Source organism: Dechloromonas hortensis (assembly GCF_009469765.1).
In the GTDB taxonomy this organism is placed as follows: domain Bacteria; phylum Pseudomonadota; class Gammaproteobacteria; order Burkholderiales; family Rhodocyclaceae; genus Azonexus; species Azonexus hortensis.
In genome coordinates this window covers 84,666-104,039 of the sequence record NZ_SSSQ01000012.1, presented here as the reverse complement: position 1 = coordinate 104,039, position 19,374 = coordinate 84,666, and the positions used below count along the sequence as shown (strand labels likewise).

Annotated in this window: 21 protein-coding genes; 4 read left to right on the top strand and 17 right to left on the bottom strand. The window is 57.0% G+C overall.

What is annotated here, in order from left to right:
* Positions 1–14: 14 nt before the first annotated feature.
* A complete protein-coding gene (locus GH663_RS16935; RefSeq protein WP_153132851.1) occupies positions 15–452 on the bottom strand; it encodes a SoxR reducing system RseC family protein in 438 nt (145 codons plus the stop codon).
* A gap of 2 nt (positions 453–454) precedes the next feature.
* Entirely contained in the window at positions 455–1,054 is a 600-nt protein-coding gene (rpoE, locus tag GH663_RS16930; protein WP_153132850.1) for an RNA polymerase sigma factor RpoE, read from the bottom strand.
* 169 nt (positions 1,055–1,223) lie between these two features.
* On the opposite strand from rpoE, the gene nadB reads away from it, so the two are divergent.
* Entirely contained in the window at positions 1,224–2,801 is a 1,578-nt protein-coding gene (gene nadB, locus GH663_RS16925) for an L-aspartate oxidase (RefSeq protein WP_153132849.1), read from the top strand.
* Here the strand turns inward: nadB and GH663_RS16920 are convergent.
* From GH663_RS16920 to GH663_RS16880, 9 genes are all read right to left on the bottom strand, one after another.
* Positions 2,776–3,213, bottom strand: a complete 438-nt coding sequence (locus GH663_RS16920; protein ID WP_153132848.1) for a protein YgfX — start codon at positions 3,211–3,213, stop codon at positions 2,776–2,778. The genes nadB and GH663_RS16920 overlap by 26 nt on opposite strands.
* Before the next feature lie 24 nt (positions 3,214–3,237).
* A complete protein-coding gene (gene fabF / locus GH663_RS16915) occupies positions 3,238–4,473 on the bottom strand; it encodes a beta-ketoacyl-ACP synthase II (RefSeq protein WP_153132847.1) in 1,236 nt (411 codons plus the stop codon).
* Between the two features lie 72 nt (positions 4,474–4,545).
* Entirely contained in the window at positions 4,546–4,782 is a 237-nt protein-coding gene (gene acpP / locus GH663_RS16910) for an acyl carrier protein (RefSeq protein WP_066883607.1), read from the bottom strand.
* Between the two features lie 73 nt (positions 4,783–4,855).
* Entirely contained in the window at positions 4,856–5,596 is a 741-nt protein-coding gene (fabG, locus tag GH663_RS16905) for a 3-oxoacyl-ACP reductase FabG (RefSeq protein WP_153132846.1), read from the bottom strand.
* 3 nt (positions 5,597–5,599) lie between these two features.
* A complete protein-coding gene (fabD, locus tag GH663_RS16900; protein WP_153132845.1) occupies positions 5,600–6,526 on the bottom strand; it encodes an ACP S-malonyltransferase in 927 nt (308 codons plus the stop codon).
* Positions 6,527–6,543: 17 nt separating this feature from the next.
* Complete coding sequence (locus GH663_RS16895) at positions 6,544–7,503, bottom strand: beta-ketoacyl-ACP synthase III (protein WP_066883613.1); 960 nt, start codon at positions 7,501–7,503, stop codon at positions 6,544–6,546.
* Complete coding sequence (plsX, locus tag GH663_RS16890; RefSeq protein ID WP_066883615.1) at positions 7,504–8,523, bottom strand: phosphate acyltransferase PlsX; 1,020 nt, start codon at positions 8,521–8,523, stop codon at positions 7,504–7,506.
* Between the two features lie 54 nt (positions 8,524–8,577).
* Positions 8,578–8,757, bottom strand: coding sequence for a 50S ribosomal protein L32 (gene rpmF, locus GH663_RS16885; protein WP_066883617.1), 180 nt, complete (start codon positions 8,755–8,757; stop codon positions 8,578–8,580).
* Between the two features lie 18 nt (positions 8,758–8,775).
* A complete protein-coding gene (locus tag GH663_RS16880) occupies positions 8,776–9,339 on the bottom strand; it encodes a YceD family protein (protein ID WP_066883619.1) in 564 nt (187 codons plus the stop codon).
* 36 nt (positions 9,340–9,375) lie between these two features.
* On the opposite strand from GH663_RS16880, the gene GH663_RS16875 reads away from it, so the two are divergent.
* Positions 9,376–9,960 (top strand): Maf family protein, encoded by a 585-nt coding sequence (locus GH663_RS16875; protein WP_066883621.1) that lies wholly within the window; start codon positions 9,376–9,378, stop codon positions 9,958–9,960.
* On the top strand, positions 9,957–10,664 hold the full coding sequence (locus tag GH663_RS16870) for an SAM-dependent methyltransferase (RefSeq protein ID WP_153132844.1): 708 nt from the start codon (positions 9,957–9,959) through the stop codon (positions 10,662–10,664). Before GH663_RS16875 ends, GH663_RS16870 begins: the two co-directional genes overlap by 4 nt.
* A gap of 4 nt (positions 10,665–10,668) precedes the next feature.
* Here the strand turns inward: GH663_RS16870 and GH663_RS16865 are convergent, their stop codons facing one another.
* Genes GH663_RS16865 through GH663_RS16850 form a run of 4 tightly spaced genes read right to left on the bottom strand, consistent with a single transcriptional unit; the run spans position 10,669 to position 13,622 of the window.
* Complete coding sequence (locus GH663_RS16865) at positions 10,669–11,631, bottom strand: S49 family peptidase (RefSeq protein WP_153132843.1); 963 nt, start codon at positions 11,629–11,631, stop codon at positions 10,669–10,671.
* On the bottom strand, positions 11,624–11,980 hold the full coding sequence (locus tag GH663_RS16860) for a Rieske (2Fe-2S) protein (RefSeq protein ID WP_153132842.1): 357 nt from the start codon (positions 11,978–11,980) through the stop codon (positions 11,624–11,626). The genes GH663_RS16865 and GH663_RS16860 overlap by 8 nt, the downstream gene beginning before the upstream one ends.
* Positions 11,959–12,609 (bottom strand): HAD family hydrolase, encoded by a 651-nt coding sequence (locus GH663_RS16855; RefSeq protein WP_066883627.1) that lies wholly within the window; start codon positions 12,607–12,609, stop codon positions 11,959–11,961. Before GH663_RS16855 ends, GH663_RS16860 begins: the two co-directional genes overlap by 22 nt.
* 5 nt (positions 12,610–12,614) lie before the next feature.
* The gene (locus GH663_RS16850) at positions 12,615–13,622 is read right to left on the bottom strand and encodes an RluA family pseudouridine synthase (RefSeq protein ID WP_066883629.1); all 1,008 of its coding nucleotides are present in this window, start codon (positions 13,620–13,622) and stop codon (positions 12,615–12,617) included.
* 399 nt (positions 13,623–14,021) lie between these two features.
* Between GH663_RS16850 and GH663_RS16845 the strand changes: the two genes are divergently transcribed.
* Positions 14,022–16,727: a ribonuclease E/G gene (locus GH663_RS16845; RefSeq protein WP_153132841.1), complete on the top strand. Its 2,706-nt coding sequence runs from the start codon at positions 14,022–14,024 to the stop codon at positions 16,725–16,727.
* A 79-nt stretch (positions 16,728–16,806) separates the two neighbouring features.
* On the opposite strand, the gene GH663_RS16840 is transcribed toward GH663_RS16845, so the two are convergent.
* Positions 16,807–17,289, bottom strand: coding sequence for a low molecular weight protein-tyrosine-phosphatase (locus GH663_RS16840; RefSeq protein ID WP_066883632.1), 483 nt, complete (start codon positions 17,287–17,289; stop codon positions 16,807–16,809).
* Between the two features lie 15 nt (positions 17,290–17,304).
* Complete coding sequence (uvrB, locus tag GH663_RS16835) at positions 17,305–19,362, bottom strand: excinuclease ABC subunit UvrB (RefSeq protein ID WP_153132840.1); 2,058 nt, start codon at positions 19,360–19,362, stop codon at positions 17,305–17,307.
* Positions 19,363–19,374: the final 12 nt, after the last annotated feature.

Genomic DNA, 19,374 nt, shown 5'->3' with positions numbered 1-19,374 from the left:
GCCTCCTGATTGAACTAGGAACGGGAAATGATATGAGGGTGTCCGGCGTAATTTCCAGCCTCACCCTGCGCACGAAAACGAATGAAGAAAAAAGACAAGACCAGCCCAGCGCCAGCCCCCAATATTGCGCCGGCATCACCACTCAACGGAACTCCCAGGGCTGCGCCAGCAATGGCTGCAATCAGGGGGACGCCATAAGCCAAATTTGCCGTTCGACGAACACTGCCACCGGCAATGGCAATCGTTACTCGCTCACCCAAGAGAGCGCCAAGACGGTTATCGACTCTGTAGGTTTTAGGGCCGCTACAAAACATCTGGGTTAGCTGCTGCCCGCCACACCCTCCCTCTTCGTGGCAACGGCCACAACCGCCGTGTTCAATTTCGACCACTGCCTGCAATCCATCGATAGCGCGAACCACGCCACGGACAGTACTCTTTTTATCCAGATTCATGATTACCAACGCCTATCCGGTGCAATATCCAGCAAGGGGCGTAGTTTTGCAGCCACCGCCTCACGTGCCCGAAAAATTCTGGAACGCACCGTACCAATCGGACAATCCATGATTTTGGCGATCTCTTCGTAAGACATTCCCTCGATTTCGCGCAACACAATCGCGGTGCGCAACTCTTCGGGCAGAGCCTCCATTGCCGAATTGACCGTTTGACCGATCTGCTTGCTGAGAAGCAGGCTTTCCGGTGTGTTGATATCCCGCAACTGGGACGCGTCCTCGAAGGTTTCGGCTTCGTCGTTATCGAACTCCGTGGTGGTTGGCGCACGCCTGCCCTGAGATACCAGATAGTTCTTGGCGGTGTTAATTCCAATTCTGTACAACCACGTGTAGAAGGCGCTATCACCCCGAAAGGAAGGCAAGGCACGATAAGCCTTTATGAAAGCCTCCTGCGAAACGTCTTCTACTTCCGCGGAATCGCGGATAAAGCGGGACAGCAAACGACCCAGCTTGCGCTGGTATTTGCTTACCAACAGGTCGAAGGCGTGCTGATCTCCGCCTTGCGCCCGCTCGACCAGTGCCTGATCGATCTCGCGCTCACTCATGGCTCTCGTGTTCCCTGGGGATTCATTGGTATGTTTATGAAGCACAGTATAGCGCAGCGCTTTTCGTGCTGTGGAGAGGTAATTATCCTTAATTGTGACACTCTGTAACCAGGCGAAGCCTTTCTCACGTGCTATATTTCGAGGAAAACAAACCCACTTGAGAACAGCCGTGCAGAATTTTGATGTACTTATCATAGGCAGCGGTTTGGCCGGACAATCGGCCGCCCTTCGCTTGGCCAAGCATTGTCGTGTCGCCTTGGTCAGCAAACGAAGCCTTGAGGACTCGGCCTCGGGTTGGGCCCAAGGGGGTATTGCAGCGGTTCTCGACAGTCGCGACTCAATCGAAGCGCACATACAAGACACACTGATTGCCGGTGCCTGGCTCAATGACGAACCCGCCACCCGCTTCGTTGTTGAAAATGGCCGTCACTCGATCGAATGGTTGATCGAACAAGGCGTACCCTTCACCAAAGATGATGCCGGCTATCACCTGACCCGCGAAGGTGGTCACAGCGCTCGTCGGGTTATCCACGTCGCCGACGCTACCGGCCTAGCCGTACAGGATACGCTGACCCAAAAAGTTCGTGCCACGCCAAACATTACGGTTCTCGAAAGTCACATCGCGATTGATCTGATCACCGGCGAGAAACTGGGCACCGGCGAAAACCGTTGCTTCGGAGCCTATGTGCTGGATAGTCGCAATGGTGAAGTCATCACGATTGGCGCCCCCAATACGCTGATCGCCACTGGTGGCGCTGGCAAGGTATACCTTTACACGACCAACCCTGACACCTCGACCGGCGACGGGATTGCGATGGCTTACCGGGCCGGGTGCCGGGTATCGAACATGGAGTTCATCCAGTTCCACCCCACCTGCCTCTATCATCCGCAGGCAAAGTCGTTTTTGATTTCCGAAGCCGTGCGCGGGGAAGGTGGACTCCTACGCCTGCCAGACGGTACGCGCTTCATGCTGGAACACGATGAACGTGCCGAACTGGCGCCGCGCGATATCGTGGCCCGCGCCATCGATTTTGAAATGAAAAAGCGTGGCCTGGACTGTGTCTTCCTTGATATCTCGCACAAAGGCGAGGATTTCATCCGCAACCATTTTCCGAACATTCACGCCCGCTGCCTCGAACTTGGCATCGACATCGCCAGCGAGCCCATTCCCGTCGTGCCGGCTGCACACTACACCTGCGGTGGCATCGTCAGCGACCTGAAGGGAAGAACCGATGTCGCCGGCCTCTATGTCGCCGGCGAAGCCTCATGCACCGGCTTGCACGGGGCCAATCGCCTGGCCTCGAATTCGCTGCTTGAATGCCTTGTTTTCTCGGAGGCTGCGGTCAACGACATTTTGGCCAGCAAAACCAAGGCACTCCCTAACCTGCCCCGCTGGGACGAAAGCCGGGTTACCGATGCCGACGAAGAAGTGGTCATTTCTCACAACTGGGACGAACTGCGTCGCTTCATGTGGGACTACGTGGGCATCGTTCGCACCACCAAACGACTGAAACGCGCCAAGCATCGGATTGGCTTGCTGATGCGTGAAATCGACGAGTTCTATGCCAATTTCCGGGTCAGCCACGACTTGATCGAGCTACGCAACCTTGTTGCAACGGCTGACCTGATCGTTCGCTGCGCCATGCAGCGCAAGGAAAGTCGTGGCTTGCACTTTTCGCGCGACTACCCGGCTATGTTGGAAAAAGCGAAAAACACCGTTCTCAGACGTCGTCTGCCGAAGCGTTGAAATCGGCCTGCCAGCGCAGGAACACACGCAGGCGACGGAAATCGTCCTCTTTCAAGCTGTCGACCGCAGCAATCAATGCGGATTGCTGGCCACTCTCCATTTCAAGGCGAATGATCGTCAGCCATGGATGCACGCTTGCCCCGGGCAATAGACGGGCTGGGGCAAACTGAGCACCGGTATCGCTGACAACGGAAATCCGTCCGCAGCGCTCAAGACGTAGCGCCGAGAATTGCGACGTCAGGCGTCGCCAAGCCAGCGCCGCCAGAGACCATGTTGCCAACAGCACAGGCAATTGGATTGCTATCGCCTGCGGCCAAAGGAGTATTGCTCCACTTGCCAACAAGGCACTTAAAACAACCAGCAGATCCAGAAAGCGCGAGCGGCGCAGTCCGATGGTGATCGGAAACTGCACCGCTCAATTCCTTGCCGAAGGATGTCAGATGCGCTTGAAAACCAGCGATCCGTTGGTTCCACCAAAGCCGAAATTATTTTTCAGAGCCACATCAATTTTCATCGGCCGCGCCACATTGGCACAATAGTCCAGATCACACTCAGGATCCTGGTTGAAGATATTGATGGTTGGCGGAGAAATCTGGTGATGAAGGGCGAGCACCGTGAACAGTGACTCGATACCACCCGCACCGCCCAACAGGTGGCCGGTCATCGACTTGGTCGAGTTGACCACCAGCTTGTAGGCAGCATCGCCAAACGCCTGCTTGACCGCATCGGTTTCATTCTTGTCGCCAAGCGGCGTGGAGGTTCCGTGCGCATTCAAATACTGGACATCGGAAGGCGCCACTCCGGCGTTCTTCAAGGCATTCAGCATTGATCGACGCGGACCATCCGTATTCGGCGCGGTGATGTGGTAGGCATCGCCACTCATCCCGTAACCGGACAGTTCGGCGTAAATTTTCGCCCCCCGCGCCTTGGCGTGTTCGTACTCTTCCAGCACCATGACTCCGGCACCTTCACCCAGCACGAAGCCGTCACGGTCTTTGTCCCAAGGGCGACTGGCCGTAGCCGGGTCGTCGTTACGAGTGGACAGTGCGCGCGCGGCACAAAAACCACCCATACCCAGCGGGGAAACGGTGGACTCAGCACCACCGGCAACCATTACATCCGCATCACCATACTCGATGATCCGGGCTGCTTCACCAATCGAGTGAGTACCGGTCGTGCAGGCGGTAACCAACGCGATATTCGGACCTTTGAAGCCGAACTGGATCGACAGGTTGCCTGAAATCATGTTGATGATCGAGCCAGGCACGAAGAATGGGGAGACCTTGCGCACACCACCGGCGATATATTCGTCTTTGGTTTGCTCAATCAGCGGCAAACCGCCAATGCCCGAACCAATGGCGACACCGACTCGTTCGAGGTCAGCAACGTTTTCCTTGTCCAGACCGGCATCGCGCACAGCCTGAATGCCTGCCGCCAGGCCGAAATGGATGAAATGATCCATGCGGCGGGCGTCTTTAGCCGGAATGTACTGAGTAATGTCGAAATTCTTCACTTCCCCGCCAAACTGGACCGGGAAGGTGGATGTATCGAACTTGGTGATGAGGGCAATGCCGGAGCGGCCAGCCAGAATATTCTGCCAGGCTTCTTCGACGGTGTTTCCGACCGGGCTAACGATACCCAGACCGGTAATTACGACTCTGCGACGTGCCAAGGTGCACTCCGAAAGCAAATGTAGCAAGGCCGGCCATGGGGGCCGGCCTTGCCTGGGTCAACCAGAATTGGATTATTTCTTGTTGGCGAGGATGAAATCGACAGCCTGCTGGACCGTGGTGATCTTCTCTGCCTGGTCGTCAGGGATTTCGCACTCGAATTCTTCTTCCAGCGCCATGACCAGTTCAACGGTATCCAGGGAATCCGCGCCCAGATCATCCACGAAGGAAGACTCATTCTTGATGTCTGCTTCGTTCACGCCCAGTTGTTCGGCGACGATCTTTTTGACGCGCTCTACGATGTTATCCATTAGAAAAACTCCTTCCCCTCAGGGGTACGAAAAAAAACGTTACAAGTTTACCAAAAGCCGAGGCTTCGGGAAATCAATCCATGAACATACCGCCATTCACATGCACGGTTGTGCCTGTGACATAAGCGGCTGCCGGGGATACGAGAAAACCAACAGTGCCGGCAATATCTTCCGGCGTCCCAGCCCGGCCGAGGGGAATAGAAGCCAGCATTGCCTGCTTCTGCTCTTCCGTCAGGGCGTGAGTCATGTCTGTTGCAATAAAACCAGGGGCAACGCAGTTAACTGTGATGTTGCGACTGCCCAATTCGCGAGCCAAAGAGCGGCTCATGCCAGCTACACCCGCCTTTGCCGCGCAATAATTAGCCTGCCCTGCATTACCGGAGTAACCGACCACCGATGTGATATTAACAATGCGACCAAAGCGAGCCTTCATCATGCCACGCATCACGCCACGCGACAGTCGGAATACGGCTTTGAGATTAGTGTCGATCACTGCATCCCAGTCGTCGTCCCCCATCCGCATCGCAAGGTTATCGCGGGTGATACCAGCATTATTGACGAGAATGGTGATGACACCGTGTTCCTTGCTTAAGGCAGCAAGCGTCGCATCGGTCTGCTCCGCATCGCAAACATTCAACACAATTCCCTTGCCCTTGATCGATGCTTCAGCGAGATAGGCGGAAATCTTGGCAGCACCATCTTCGCTGGTCGCGGTCCCGATGACGGTAGCCCCCTGCTTGCCCAGCTCCAAAGCTATCGCGCGACCAATGCCACGGGTAGCGCCTGTAACAAGTGCGATATTGCTACTCAGCATAACTCACTCCAGATTCAGATTTGCTTCAATGGCAGCCGCATCAGCCAAAGCAACGCCAGTGACACCGTCGGCACAACGCTTGGTCAGTCCGGCCAAGACCTTGCCAGGACCGCATTCCGCAACCGTTGTTACCCCCAAGACCGCCATTGACTGAATGGTCTCAACCCAGCGCACGGGATTGTAGGCCTGGCGAACCAATGCATCCTTGATGCGGGCCGGATCATTCTCAATCGCCACGTCCACATTATTGATGACCGGAATCTGCGGTACGCTCAGCGTCAATTCGGCAAGCCGGGCGGCCAGCTTGTCAGCCGCCGGTCGAATCAAGGAGGAATGAAACGGTGCAGAGACCGGCAGGGCCTTTGCCATCTTGGCACCACGCGCCTTGCAGGCTTCCATGGCGCGCTCAACGGCCGATTTGTGACCGGCAATCACCGTCTGGCCATTGGCATTGAAATTGACCGGCTCGACCACTTCGCCTTGCGCTGCCTCAGTACATGCCGCAACGATGCCGGCGTTATCCAAGCCAAGGATAGCCGCCATGGCTCCCGCACCGACCGGGACAGCCTCCTGCATGGCAGCCGCCCGCAAGCGAACCAGCGGCACGGCATCCTTTAAATCGATGACGCCAGCAACAACCAGCGCGGAATATTCACCCAGGCTGTGCCCAGCCACCAGCGCAGGCTTCCGCCCGCCTTTCTCTTGCCAGAGCCGCCATGCAGCCACCCCTGCGGTCAACATCACTGGCTGCGTGTTTACCGTTTGGGTCAAGACTTCTGCGGGGCCTTCAGCAACCATGGCCCAGAGATCCTCGCCAAGCGCGGCCGAAGCTTGTTCAAAGGTGGCGCGGACTACGGCAGCGTCACCGTAAGCCGACATCATGCCAACGCTCTGCGAGCCTTGGCCGGGAAATACGAAAGCAAAAGACATTCTCTACGTTTCCTGTATCAGAATTCGATGAGGGCTGCGCCCCAGGTAAAACCGCCGCCAACCCCTTCCAGCAGAACCTTTTGGCCACGCTGAATGCGTCCGTCACGCACCGCCTCGTCCAGTGCCAGCGGCACGGATGCGGCAGAGGTATTGCCATGCCGATCCACCGTCACAATCACATTTTCGCGATTGATACCGAGCCTCTTGCCCGTGGCCTCAATGATGCGGATATTGGCCTGATGCGGAATCAGCCAGTCCACGTCACCGGTTTCAATTCCAGCCACATGGCAAACCTCTTCGGCTATTTCAGCCAGCACGCGAACAGCGAACTTGAAAACAGCCTGCCCATCCATACGCAGGAAAGGATCGCCGGTGACTTGACCGCCGCAAATCTGCCCAGGGACATTCAAAATACCGCTCTGGCTGCCATCGGCGTGCATTGCGGTAGCGATGATTCCGGGCTTTTCCGAAGCTTCGAGCACGACAGCGCCGGCGCCATCGCCAAAGAGAACACAGGTGCCTCGATCGCTCCAGTCGAGGATGCGTGAAAACACCTCGGCGCCAATCACCAACGCCTTTTTGTGGCTGCCTGAGCGAATGAACTTGTCGGCAATCCCCAAGGCATAGGTAAAGCCACTGCAAACTGCTTGCACATCGAATGCAGCAGCCCCCTTATTACCCAGTCGGCCCTGAATCAGGCAAGCCGTGCTGGGAAAGATGAAATCGGGCGTCGAGGTGGCAACGATGATCAAATCGATTTCGCCCGCCGCCACCCCGGCCATCTCCAGAGCACGCTGCGCTGCGATCAGCCCCAACTCGCTGGAGGTCGTACCTGCATCTGCCAAGTAACGACTGCGGATGCCAGTACGAGTAACAATCCACTCATCATTGGTCTCAATGCCGCGTGCGGCAAGGTCGTTGTTGCTGACAGGACTTCCCGGAAGGCAACTGCCGGTACCGATCAAACGTGCGTACATTCAGACATTCTCCACAGCAATGGCTTGAGCCTGGGTCAGGCGCCCGGTGATGCGTTCAAGAACCCGGTTCTCCACCGCCTCGTACGCACGGGAAATAGCATTCCCAAAGGACAGAACATCGGCAGAACCGTGACTCTTCACCGAAATACCTTTAAGGCCGAGAAGAATGGCACCGTTGTAACGCCGGTGGTCAAAACGCTTCTTGAAATTATTAAGAACCGATATGGCGATCAATGCCGCAATCTTGGTTAACCAATTGCGCTTGAATTCGCTACGCAGCGAGGATGCCAGCATTTGCGCCAGGCCTTCCGAAGTCTTCAGGGCGACATTGCCGACAAAACCGTCGCAAACAATGACATCGGCCTCGCCCTTGTAAATCCCGTCGCCTTCGACATTGCCCACGAAGTTCAGATCGGAAGCACGCAGCAACTCGGCCGCCGCTTTGACGACTTCATTGCCTTTGATCTCTTCTTCGCCAATATTGAGGATGCCGACCGTCGGCCTATCCTTGTGCTCCATGGCTGAGACCAGCATGGCCCCCATGATACCGAACTGCAGCAAATGCTCTGGACCGCAATCGACGTTGGCACCGAGGTCCAGCATATGGGTGTGACCGTTAATGGTCGGCAATGGCGCGCAAATTGCCGGGCGCTCAATGCCAGGCAGCATCTTGAGCACAAAACGGGAAATTGCCATCAGCGCGCCAGTGTTTCCGGCAGAAACGCACGCGTCCGCCTCCCCTGCTTTAACGAGGTTGATGGCGACACGCATGGACGAGTCTTTTTTATTGCGCAGGGCGAGCGCCGGCGACTCGTCCATCCCCACAATCTCTGAGGCATGAACGATACGTAGACGAGGATTATCGACCTGAGACCCGAGCAACGGACGCAAAACATCCTCCTGACCAACAAGGATCAGCTTTGCTGCCGGATACTCCACAAGAAAATGGATAGCCGACGGAACCGTCACTGACGGACCGTGGTCACCCCCCATGCAATCAATAGCAATGCGGGCTGTCATGGCAAAAGAAAAGGCAGGCGGCTCACCAGGAACCGCCTGCCTTTCTATGAACGATTACTCGCCCTTGGCCTTCAGGACCTTCTTGCCACGGTAGAAACCGTTGGGGGAAATGTGGTGACGCAGATGCGTCTCACCAGTCGTCGGCTCAACGGCCAGCGGCGGGTTAACCAGGAAGTCGTGAGCGCGATGCATGCCACGCTTGGAAGGGGATTTTTTGTTCTGCTGAACGGCCATGTTGATACTCCAAAAAAATCAGTTCGGCTTGCCTTTAAGCCCCGACAACGCGGCAAACGGATTAATCCGCTCACCAGCACCGGCGGCACCAGGCAAACCACATTTTTCGTGCCGCGGCGCGACTGGCAGGGCCAGGAGAATTTCATCCTCCACCAATTCGGCCACATTCAGTTCGCCCGCCACCGGCAGGAAATCACGAGTGTCGTCTTCCAGCTCATCTTGCGACATATCGGCACCTTCCGGAACAATCTCCAGCAGGCTATCGACATCAAGATCAAAAGGGATGGCTTCCAGGCAGCGCTGGCAGGCCAGCGGCAGCAAACCGGTAACCACCAGATGCAGCAGATGCTCACCACGCTCGCCCTTGAAACCATGAAGCCGGAAACTCACCTCTCCCGAAACTTCTGCCAGCAAATCCTGCAGGCGTTCCAAACTGGAGATCGCCAGCGTTCCCTCGAGAACACGGCCATCTCTGGCAAACATGAAAGCGTCCGAAATCCTTTTCACTTTTGAGCTGTTGCGACTTAAACGCGAGATGATATTATTTTTGGCTTTCCAAGTCAAAACAAAGTGCCGCTTCAAGAAGTCAGCGCAACACCTTGTTGTATTGAAACTTTCATGCCCCAAACCCTGATCCTCGCCTCAACCTCTCCGTATCGCCGCGAACTCCTTGCCCGGCTTGGCCTCCCTTTCCAGGTAGCCAACCCCCAAACGGACGAGACACCATTACCCGCTGAACCACCCGAGGCCATGGCCCTTCGCCTATCCGAAGCCAAGGCTCGCGCCGTTGCCGACAGCTTTCCCGACGCACTCATTATCGGTAGCGACCAGGTTGCCACGGTAGACGGAAAAATATATGGAAAACCAGGCACCCATGAGCGGGCCGTCGATCAATTGCGCAACCTTTCCGGCAAGACCGTCAATTTTTTTACCGGGTTATGCCTGTACAACGCCCGCACCGGGCAAGCCGAAGTGCGTGGCATACCAACACTGGTCAGCTTTCGCCATCTAAGCGACAGCGAGATTGAAAACTACCTGCGCCGTGAGCCTGCCTACAATTGTGCCGGCTCAGCCAAATCGGAAGGACTGGGCATTGCCCTGCTGAGCAAAATGCAGGGCGAGGATCCGAATGCACTGGTCGGTTTGCCGCTGATCGCACTGTGCGACCTCTTGCGCAATCAGGGCCTGGAAATTTTGCAATGACCGGCACGCTATTCCTGATTCCGGTTCCACTGGGACCAACCCCCCCCATCCAATCATTGCCCGCCAACGTACTGACCACCATTCGCCCACTGACCCACTTTGTCGTCGAACAGGCAAAGACAGCGCGCGCCTTTCTGAAAGCAGCAGGAACCGACACCCCCCTGCAGGAGCTGCAACTCGAGGAGCTGAACGAGCACACTAAAGCCGATGCACTGGACCGCCTGTTGGCACCGCTGCGCGCCGGCAACGACGTCGGCCTGCTTTCCGAGGCTGGCTGCCCCGCCGTCGCCGACCCGGGCGCCGATCTTGTCGCACTAGCCCAAAATGAAGGCATTCGGGTCGCACCACTAATTGGCCCGTCGTCACTATTGCTGGCCCTGATGGCTTCCGGACTAAACGGCCAACGCTTCGCATTTCAAGGCTATTTACCCGCAAAGGATGGCGAGCGCAGCAAGGCGCTACAGGATCTTGAGAGCGAATCGCGCAAGCGCAAGCAGACCCAACTCTTCATTGAAACCCCTTATCGCAATCGCGCCATGTACGACTCCATTCTGCAGGCTTGCCAGCCGACAACCCGGCTGAGTGTGGCGACCGACCTGACATTGCCCGGCGAGTCGGTGGTGACGCGCACAATCCAGCAATGGAAAAAGCAAACGCCGCCCGAAATCGAGCGGCGTCCGACGGTATTTCTACTGCTGGCCTGAACTCTTAGCGCAGGCGAGCACTCAGCGCGCTTGCTGAAACCCCCTGCCAGAAGCCGTGCACCGCACCAGCCCCAAGCCGCTTGGCAAAGCGCTCGGCGATGTTGTCCTTGACTGAGTAATCAAGCACTTTCTCGGCCTGAATGACATCACGGGCAACCGAGTCGACGCTACCGAAGTCATCGGCCAGGCCCAACTGAACGCTCTGCACCCCGGTCCACATGAACCCAGAGAACATTTCCGGCGACTCTTTCAGGCGTTTGCCGCGCCCAGTTTTAACAACATCGATGAACTGCTGGTGAATGTCGTTGAGTAGCAACTGGGCGTGCGCTTTATGCGGCTCAGCCTGTGGCGAAAATGGATCAAGGAAACCCTTGTTCTCACCCGCTGTTAACAAGCGACGCTCGACGCCCAATTTGTCCATGGTTCCAGTAAAACCAAAACCATCCATCAAAACACCAATCGAGCCAACAATACTGGCCTTGTTCACGTAAATCTTGTCGGCCGCGGCCGCCACGTAATAACCACCCGAGGCGCACATGTCCTCGACCACTGCATACAGCGGCTTGTCCGGGTACTTGCCACGCAAGCGACGAATTTCATCGTTCACCATCCCAGCCTGCACCGGACTACCCCCAGGGCTATTGATCCGCAAGACAACGCCGGCCACATTTTTTTCCTCGAAGGCACCATTCAAGGCGGCAATCAGGTTTTCGGCGCTGGCCTCACCTTTGGCCTCGATGACGCCGTTCAGCGTCACCATGGCCGTGTGGCGCTCCTGATGCTCGGCCCCCCCCCCCCAGTCAACCACGGCAATCAGCACCACCAGCAAATAGACAAAGCCGAGTGCCTTGAAAAAAATCCCCCAGCGTCGCCGAGCCCTTTGCTCATCAAGCGCAGCAAAGGCCAGTTTTTCGAGAGCTTTTCGCTCCCAGGTCGAGTTGTTGTCGGGCTGTTGGGGGTTATCCATTATCTTGTTGCTCTAGAAATATTTGCTCTTCGATCTCGCAGACCTTCAGTGGTTTCAAACCCTTCCCCTGACAGCGCCCACCAAGACATCTACCCGTGTCAGGAGCATAAAGTGCGCCATGAATCGAGCAGATCAAGTATAGCTTGGAATCATCGAAGAACTCGCCAGGCTGCCAGTCAAGTTCGGCTGGAACATGGGCACATTCGTTGAAATAGCCATAAACATGGCCGTGATAGCGAATGACGAAGGCCGGCGCATCCCAGCCATGGCGCTTTATCGTGAAGCGGAATCCCTTGCCCGACTCGACCAGTTCACCACTTGTACAAATCAGGCGTAATTCTTTAGCCACAGATCGAGTTCCCGGACAGTGTGCAGACAAGCCAGCGGCTTGTGCTCAAGCAGGTGCTCATGCGGATGCGCGCCATAAGTGACCGCCAGACTATCAACCCCGGCATTGCTGGCCATTAACAGGTCGTGCGACGTGTCGCCAATCATTACCGTCGACTCGAATGGAACGGCAAATTCGGCCACCAATTGATCAAGCATCTGCGGATGCGGCTTGGAGTGACATTCGTCGGCGCAGCGGGAGGCCTGGAAAAAGGAGCGTAAACCTGAATGGTCGAGAGCACGATCCAGGCCGGCACGGCTTTTCCCGGTTGCGATGGTCAGAATATGACCGGCCGACTGCAGGGACGTCAGCATGTCGCGCACGCCCTCAAACAAAACCAACCGGTGATCACCGGAAAGATAATGAAAGCGATAGCGCTCGACCATGGCCTGGTAGTTTTCCGGCTCCAATTCAGGCACCGCGTGGCGCATGGCATCCACCAGGCCAAGGCCGATCACGTGCCGGGCCTGGGCATCACTGGGCTCAGGCAATTGCAGATCGCGACAGGCCGCCTGAATCGCTTGCACAATAGCGCCTGCGGAATCGAGCAAGGTGCCATCCCAATCAAAAACAACAAGCTCATACTTCATTTGCTTCAGCGCCCTTTCTCAAGAATGGCTTGCAGATCATCAACGGTGAATTCCCGTGTTTTTCTAACGTCGACCGCAGCAATATAAGCACCAATACTCTCCGGCAGCGGTGCCAGGCACTCCATTGGCGCCGCTGTCAGTGGATGCCGAAAAGCCATCCGCCAAGCATGCAACGCCATCCGTTTCAAACCGTCTCGCTTGAGGGTTTTGTTCAGCGCAAAATCGCCGTATTTTTCGTCACCAAGGATCGGAAAACCCAAATGCGAAAGATGGACACGAATTTGATGTGTTCGCCCGGTCTTTAGTTGCGCCTCAAGCAGGCTCATGTCCGGCCAGCGGGCCAGCAGACGAAACACCGTGTGCGAAGCCTTGCCCTCGGGAGCCACGGAAACTCGGCGCTCGCCACCTTCCGTCAAATACTTATGAAGCGGCAACTTGACGTGCTGGGTATTGTTCATCCAGCGCCCTTTGACCAATACCAGATAGCGCTTATCGGCCCCAGCCCCGTGCTCGCGGAACATGTCGTGCAGCGCCGTCAGCGCCAGACGCTTCTTGCCGACGAGCAAAACACCAGAAGTTTCACGATCAAGGCGATGCGCCAACTCAAGGAACTTGGCTAGGGGGCGCTGCCGACGCAGCGCCTCGATCACGCCAAAGCTGACTCCGCTACCGCCATGGACTGCAATGCCTTCCGGTTTATCGATAACCAGCATCGCCTCATCTTCATAGATGATCGGCAGGTCGACACGCTGCTTGGCAGCCTCATCAACCTCGTTTTGGGGTCGCTCCGCGATGCGCATCGGCGGGATACGCAAATTATCGCCCTCGCATAGCCGATGGGTTGCATCGACCCGCTTGCTGTTCACCCGTACCTCGCCACTGCGCAGAATTCGATAGATGTGGCTCTTCGGAACGCCCTTGCAGCGGCGAATCAGGAAGTTATCCAGACGCTGGCCCTGCTCTTCTTCTGTGATCACGACATGGGTGACCGAATTGTTACCAGCACTGTTCATTTTCTAATATACTGCCCACGTTTTACGTCTCGGTTTGCAAGAGATTCAGAACCGTCAGACCGCTTGCCTCGCGCCACTAGCGCGACTGCCACGCGGCAGGCTCCGAAGTCTCACTTGCGCCACTTGCTCAAGCCAGACCAACGTAAAACGACTGGTTAAGTTCACTCACCAAAAGTAGTGATGTTAATGGATTAGCCCGCTGTAAGCACGCACGGATTGCCCGTTGCAGGAATTTTCAGGTTGCGCATTTCAATAAAAAACACGCAACCGTTTGTTGATCAGCACATTCATCGTCGCCTTTGCCCTCATCCTTAAATGACGCAACCCGATAAAGAACCTGTCGCTGCCTGAACGGGCGTTTCGTTGCTGCGTGCCCAAGCGCGCTGGAGCCCCAAAATAATGAAACGCATGCTTTTCAATGCGACACAGGCCGAAGAACTCCGTGTCGCCATTGTTGATGGTCAGAAACTAATTGATCTAGACATTGAATCGGCCGCCAAGGAACAACGCAAGAGCAACATCTACAAAGGGGTCATCACCCGCATCGAACCGAGTCTCGAAGCCTGCTTCGTTGATTACGGTGCCGATCGGCATGGTTTCCTTCCTTTCAAGGAAATCTCCCGCGCCTATTTCCTGCCAGGCGTCGAAGTCAGTCGCGCCAAGATCAACGAAGCCTTGAAAGAAGGCCAGGAGTTGATCGTTCAGGTCGACAAGGACGAACGTGGCAACAAGGGCGCAGCCCTCACCACCTACGTCTCGCTGGCCGGCCGTTATCTGGTCCTGATGCCGAACAATCCGCGCGGCGGCGGCGTCTCCCGTCGTGTTGACGGCGACGAACGCGCCGAACTGCGCGAAACCATGGATCAGCTCGAAGTACCCAACGGCATGAGCCTGATCGCCCGCACCGCCGCCATCGGCCGCCAGGCTGAAGAGCTGCAGTGGGACTTGAACTACCTGTTGCAACTGTGGAGCGCCATCGAAGGTGCAGCCAAACAACAGAACGGCGCTTTCCTGATTTATCTGGAAGGCAGCCTGGTCATCCGCGCCATTCGCGACTACTTCCACTCGGAAATCGGTGAAATCCTGATCGATACCGACGAGGTTTACGAACAGGCCCGCGCCTTCATGGGCACGGTGATGCCGGCCAACATCAATCGCGTTAAGCGCTACCGCGACGATGTGCCGCTGTTCTCCCGCTTCCAGATCGAACACCAGATCGAAACCGCCTTCGTCCGTCAGGTCAACCTGCCGTCCGGTGGCGCCATCGTCATCGACCACACCGAAGCGCTGGTCGCCGTTGACGTCAACTCCGGTCGCGCCACCAAGGGTGCCGACATCGAGGAAACCGCCTTCAAGACGAACCTGGAAGCCGCCGAAGAACTGGCGCGCCAGTTGCGCCTGCGCGACCTCGGCGGTCTGATCGTGATCGACTTCATCGACATGGAGAACACCAAGAACCAGCGCGAAGTCGAAAACCGCCTGCGTGACGCGCTGCGCTTCGACCGTGCCCGCGTCCAGATGGGCAAGATCAGCCGCTTTGGCCTGATGGAACTATCCCGTCAGCGCCTGCGCCCCGCCCTGGCCGAAACCAGCTACATTTCCTGCCCGCGCTGCACCGGCACCGGCCACATCCGCTCCTGCGAATCGGCCGCGCTGCACATCCTGCGCATCCTCGAAGAGGAAGCGATGAAGGAAAACACCGGCGCCGTTCATGTTCAGGTTCCGGTCGATGTCGCCACCTTCCTGCTCAACGAAAAACGCCCGGACATCCAGGCCATCGAGTTGCGCCACAAGGTCACGATCCTGCTGATCCCCAACGTCCACCTGGAAACACCGGCTCACACGATCACCCGCCTGCGTCACGATGACCTGAACAACGACGATGCACGCGAACCATCTTACAAGATGGTCGACGCGCCGGTCGAAGAAGCCTCCAAGCCGGGCAATGGCAAGGACGAAGCAACCAAACCGCGCCAGGAAGCCGTGATCAAAGGCATTTCTCCGGAACAGCCGGCCCCGATCATGCCGGAAAAGGCCGAGCCAACCCCGCTGCCCGCTAGCACCCAAGCCGACCAGCCGGGCTTGTTTGCCCGCCTGTTCTCCTGGCTGCGCAGCGAGCCGAAGCCCGTTGCGCCGGAACCCGTTGCCCAGCCCGCCCCGAAAAAAGGACGCGAAGGCCGTGATGGCCGTCGTGAACGTGGAGAAGGTCGCGATGGCCGCCGCAATGGTCGCAATGCCAATCGACGCGACGAGGGCGAGCGTCAGGAACGTGGCAATCGCAACGAGCGTGGCGAACGCAATACCGAGAAAGCACCGCGCGAGGAAGCGGCTGTCGCACCGAGCGAGCAACGCCCGGAACGCCAGGAGCGCCGTCCGCGCGGCGAGCGCAAGGAGCGTCGCGAACGCCAGCAACCGGAAATCGCCGAGAACAAGCTGACTCCGGAAGTCGTTGCCGCCGCTTCGCTCAACGCCCCGGCAAACAATGCCGAAGCACCGGACGCCGGCAACGCTGACGAACAAGGCAGCCGTCGCCGTGGTCGTCGCGGCGGTCGTGGCCGCAACGAACGTCGCAATGAAGGTGAGAACGCTACCGCAGCAGCCGATAGTTCGGTTGAAGCCAATGTTGCCACCCCGGTCATCGCTGAAGTCGCTTCTGCCGAGACGGTCAATCAGGAACCATTGGTTGTTGTCATTCCGGCCGCGGAATCCAGCATCCAAGCTGAAGCAACGGTAGCAGCCCCGGTCGAAATTCCGGCTGCGCCAGTCGTCGAGACCCAACCCGTCGCCCAGGAAGTCGCCGCCGCTATCGCCGAAGTTGAGGCACCGACCGTTGAAATCGCCCCGGAAGCAATGCCTGCGGTCGACGTGACGGAAAGTGCAAAAATGGTCGAGGTCACAACTCCTGCCATTGCCACGCCAGTTGTTGAGCCGGTCAATCTGGAGAAGAGTTTGACCGAAAGCGGCTTGGTCATGGTCCAAACCACCGCCGCCGCTGTCGTGGCCCAACCGGAACCGCCGGTCAAACTCGGCCGCCCGCGCAAGCAGAAGGTGCTCGCCGAGCAGGCTGAAAGCGCACCGCTGGTCATGGTGGAAACACAGAAGTAATCCAGGCTGGCACGACCGGCAAAAAGAAGGGGCGCCCACGGGCGCCCCTTCTTTCATTGTGGGGAGAAACTTGGCACCCTCAGGCGCGACCCAGCTTTTGCTTTATCTCATCGACCAGGCCAAGCGATGCGTCCTCAACCATATCCAGCACCAGATCAAAGCCATGGCCCAGGCCGTAATAGGGATCCGGCACTTCGTCATCATCGAAGTTTCTGGCGTACTCCATAAACAGCTTGATCCGCTCCTGTTGCTCGGGGGCCGCCATGCGTTGCAGGTTATCGAAGTTGCTCTTGTCCATCGCCAGGATCAGGTCGAAATAGTCCAGATCCTGCCGGGCCACCTTGCGGGCCCGAAGTTGAGAAAGGTTGTAGCCGCGCACCGCCGCCGCCCGTTGAGTCCGCGAATCGGGCGCCTCACCGACGTGATAGCCGTGCGTCCCAGCAGAATCCACTTCAACTTTATCGCCCAAATTATTGATTTTTATAAAATGACGCAGCACCCCCTCGGCAGTCGGGGATCGACAGATATTGCCCATGCAAACCAGTAGCACGCGAAAAGTCATTTTTCTTTGCCTCCGTCAGTCAGGGTCGTGGGGCGCCGCGCCGAACACTCGCTCCCTGAGCCGGAAGAGATCGTCGCGGGCCGCCGCCGCTTTTTCGAATTCCAGATTTTTTGCACATTCAAGCATCAGTTTTTCGAGACGCTTGATTTCCTTGGCTACGGTCTTCTCATCCATGGCCTCATAGGCTGCCTGCTGCTGCGCCGCCTTCAACTCAGTCTGGACAGATCCGGCATCGTAGACGCCATCGATAATGTCCTTGATCTTCTTGGAGACGCCGCGTGGCGTAATGCCATGTTCCGAATTGAAACTGATCTGCTTTTCACGCCGGCGCCCAGTTTCAGCAATGGCACGCTGCATGGATTGTGTAATCGTATCAGCATAGAGGATGGCTGTGCCATGGATATGGCGCGCCGCCCGGCCCATTGTCTGGATTAATGAACGTTCCGAGCGCAAAAAGCCCTCCTTGTCGGCATCGAGCACGGCGACTAAAGAAACTTCTGGGATATCCAGCCCCTCGCGCAGCAAGTTGATGCCTACCAGCACATCGAATTCGCCCAGACGCAGGTCGCGAATGATTTCAACCCGTTCCACGGTATCGATATCCGAGTGCAGATAGCGCACCCTGATTTCGTTGTCGGCCAGGAAATCGGTCAGATCCTCAGCCATGCGCTTGGTCAATGTAGTAACCAGCACGCGCTCTTCGACCGTGACCCGTTTCTTTATTTCCGAAAGCAGATCATCGACTTGTGTCGAGGCTGGCCGAACGATGACTTCCGGATCAATCAGCCCGGTCGGCCTGACCACCTGCTCAACGACCTGCCCGGCATGCTGATTTTCATAATCGGCCGGTGTTGCGGAAACGAACACGGTTTGCCGCATGTGCGCCTCGAACTCGTTGAATTGCAAGGGACGGTTATCCAGCGCCGACGGCAGACGGAAACCGTAATCGACCAGATTTTCCTTGCGTGAACGGTCCCCTTTGTACATCCCGCCCACCTGACCGATGGTGACGTGGGACTCGTCGATGAACATCAGCGCATCGGATGGCAGATAGTCGATCAGCGTCGGCGGGGCCTCTCCGGCTTTTCTGCCGGAAAAGTGCCGGGAGTAATTCTCGATGCCCTTGCAAAAGCCAATCTGGTCCAGCAATTCGAGATCGAAGCGGGTACGCTGTTCGATCCGTTGCGCCTCGACCAGCTTGTTATTTTTGCTGAAAAAATCGACCCGATCGCGCAGTTCGCCTTTGATTGCTTCGACCGCCCGCAAAACGGTATCGCGCGGCGTCACGTAGTGCGAGGCCGGGAACACCGTGAAGCGAAGGGCCTTATGCAGCAAATGACCGGTCAGCGGGTCAAAAAATTGCAGCGCTTCGATGTCGTCATCAAACAGGGAAACCCGAATAGCGTGTTCGGCGTGTTCGGCCGGGAAAATATCGATGATATCGCCGCGTACGCGGAAGGTGCCGCGATGGAAATCGAGATCATTACGCTCGTATTGCATCTCGATCAGGCGCTTGACGATGGCGCGCTGATCCAGCCGATCGCCAACCCGCATGGTCAGGATCATGTTGTGATATTCGTCACGATCGCCGATACCGTAGATGCAGGAAACGGTGGCGACGATGACGACATCGCGCCGCTCGATCAGGCTCTTGGTCGCCGACAGGCGCATCTGCTCGATGTGTTCGTTGATCGCACTGTCCTTCTCGATGAACAGGTCACGCGACGGCACGTAGGCTTCCGGCTGATAGTAGTCGTAGTATGAAACGAAATACTCGACTGCATTTTCCGGAAAGAACTCCTTGAATTCCGAATACAACTGCGCCGCCAGGGTTTTGTTTGGCGCAAGAATCAAGGCCGGGCGGCCGGTGCGGGCGATAACATTGGCCATCGTATAAGTCTTGCCCGATCCCGTGACCCCCAGCAACGTCTGGAAGGACAAACCGTCCCCCAGCCCTTCGACCAATTGGCGAATGGCTTCCGGCTGATCACCGGCTGGAGGAAAGGGTTGATGGAGACGGAATGGGCTCCCTTCGAAGCAGACCACGGGAGTGCTGGCAGCGGTTTCTATCATGCTAAAATTCTT

What these genes read in the sequence shown, in the direction of transcription:
- GH663_RS16935 (WP_153132851.1), bottom strand. Translation starts at nt 452, where the DNA reads ATGAATCTGGATAAAAAGAGTACTGTCCGTGGCGTGGTTCGCGCTATC.
- rpoE (WP_153132850.1), bottom strand. Translation starts at nt 1,054, where the DNA reads ATGAGTGAGCGCGAGATCGATCAGGCACTGGTCGAGCGGGCGCAAGGC.
- acpP (WP_066883607.1), bottom strand. Translation starts at nt 4,782, where the DNA reads ATGGATAACATCGTAGAGCGCGTCAAAAAGATCGTCGCCGAACAACTG.
- fabG (WP_153132846.1), bottom strand. Translation starts at nt 5,596, where the DNA reads ATGCTGAGTAGCAATATCGCACTTGTTACAGGCGCTACCCGTGGCATT.
- fabD (WP_153132845.1), bottom strand. Translation starts at nt 6,526, where the DNA reads ATGTCTTTTGCTTTCGTATTTCCCGGCCAAGGCTCGCAGAGCGTTGGC.
- GH663_RS16895 (WP_066883613.1), bottom strand. Translation starts at nt 7,503, where the DNA reads ATGTACGCACGTTTGATCGGTACCGGCAGTTGCCTTCCGGGAAGTCCT.
- plsX (WP_066883615.1), bottom strand. Translation starts at nt 8,523, where the DNA reads ATGACAGCCCGCATTGCTATTGATTGCATGGGGGGTGACCACGGTCCG.
- rpmF (WP_066883617.1), bottom strand. Translation starts at nt 8,757, where the DNA reads ATGGCCGTTCAGCAGAACAAAAAATCCCCTTCCAAGCGTGGCATGCAT.
- GH663_RS16875 (WP_066883621.1), top strand. Translation starts at nt 9,376, where the DNA reads ATGCCCCAAACCCTGATCCTCGCCTCAACCTCTCCGTATCGCCGCGAA.
- GH663_RS16870 (WP_153132844.1), top strand. Translation starts at nt 9,957, where the DNA reads ATGACCGGCACGCTATTCCTGATTCCGGTTCCACTGGGACCAACCCCC.
- GH663_RS16865 (WP_153132843.1), bottom strand. Translation starts at nt 11,631, where the DNA reads ATGGATAACCCCCAACAGCCCGACAACAACTCGACCTGGGAGCGAAAA.
- GH663_RS16855 (WP_066883627.1), bottom strand. Translation starts at nt 12,609, where the DNA reads ATGAAGTATGAGCTTGTTGTTTTTGATTGGGATGGCACCTTGCTCGAT.
- GH663_RS16850 (WP_066883629.1), bottom strand. Translation starts at nt 13,622, where the DNA reads ATGAACAGTGCTGGTAACAATTCGGTCACCCATGTCGTGATCACAGAA.
- GH663_RS16845 (WP_153132841.1), top strand. Translation starts at nt 14,022, where the DNA reads ATGAAACGCATGCTTTTCAATGCGACACAGGCCGAAGAACTCCGTGTC.
- GH663_RS16840 (WP_066883632.1), bottom strand. Translation starts at nt 17,289, where the DNA reads ATGACTTTTCGCGTGCTACTGGTTTGCATGGGCAATATCTGTCGATCC.
- uvrB (WP_153132840.1), bottom strand. Translation starts at nt 19,362, where the DNA reads ATGATAGAAACCGCTGCCAGCACTCCCGTGGTCTGCTTCGAAGGGAGC.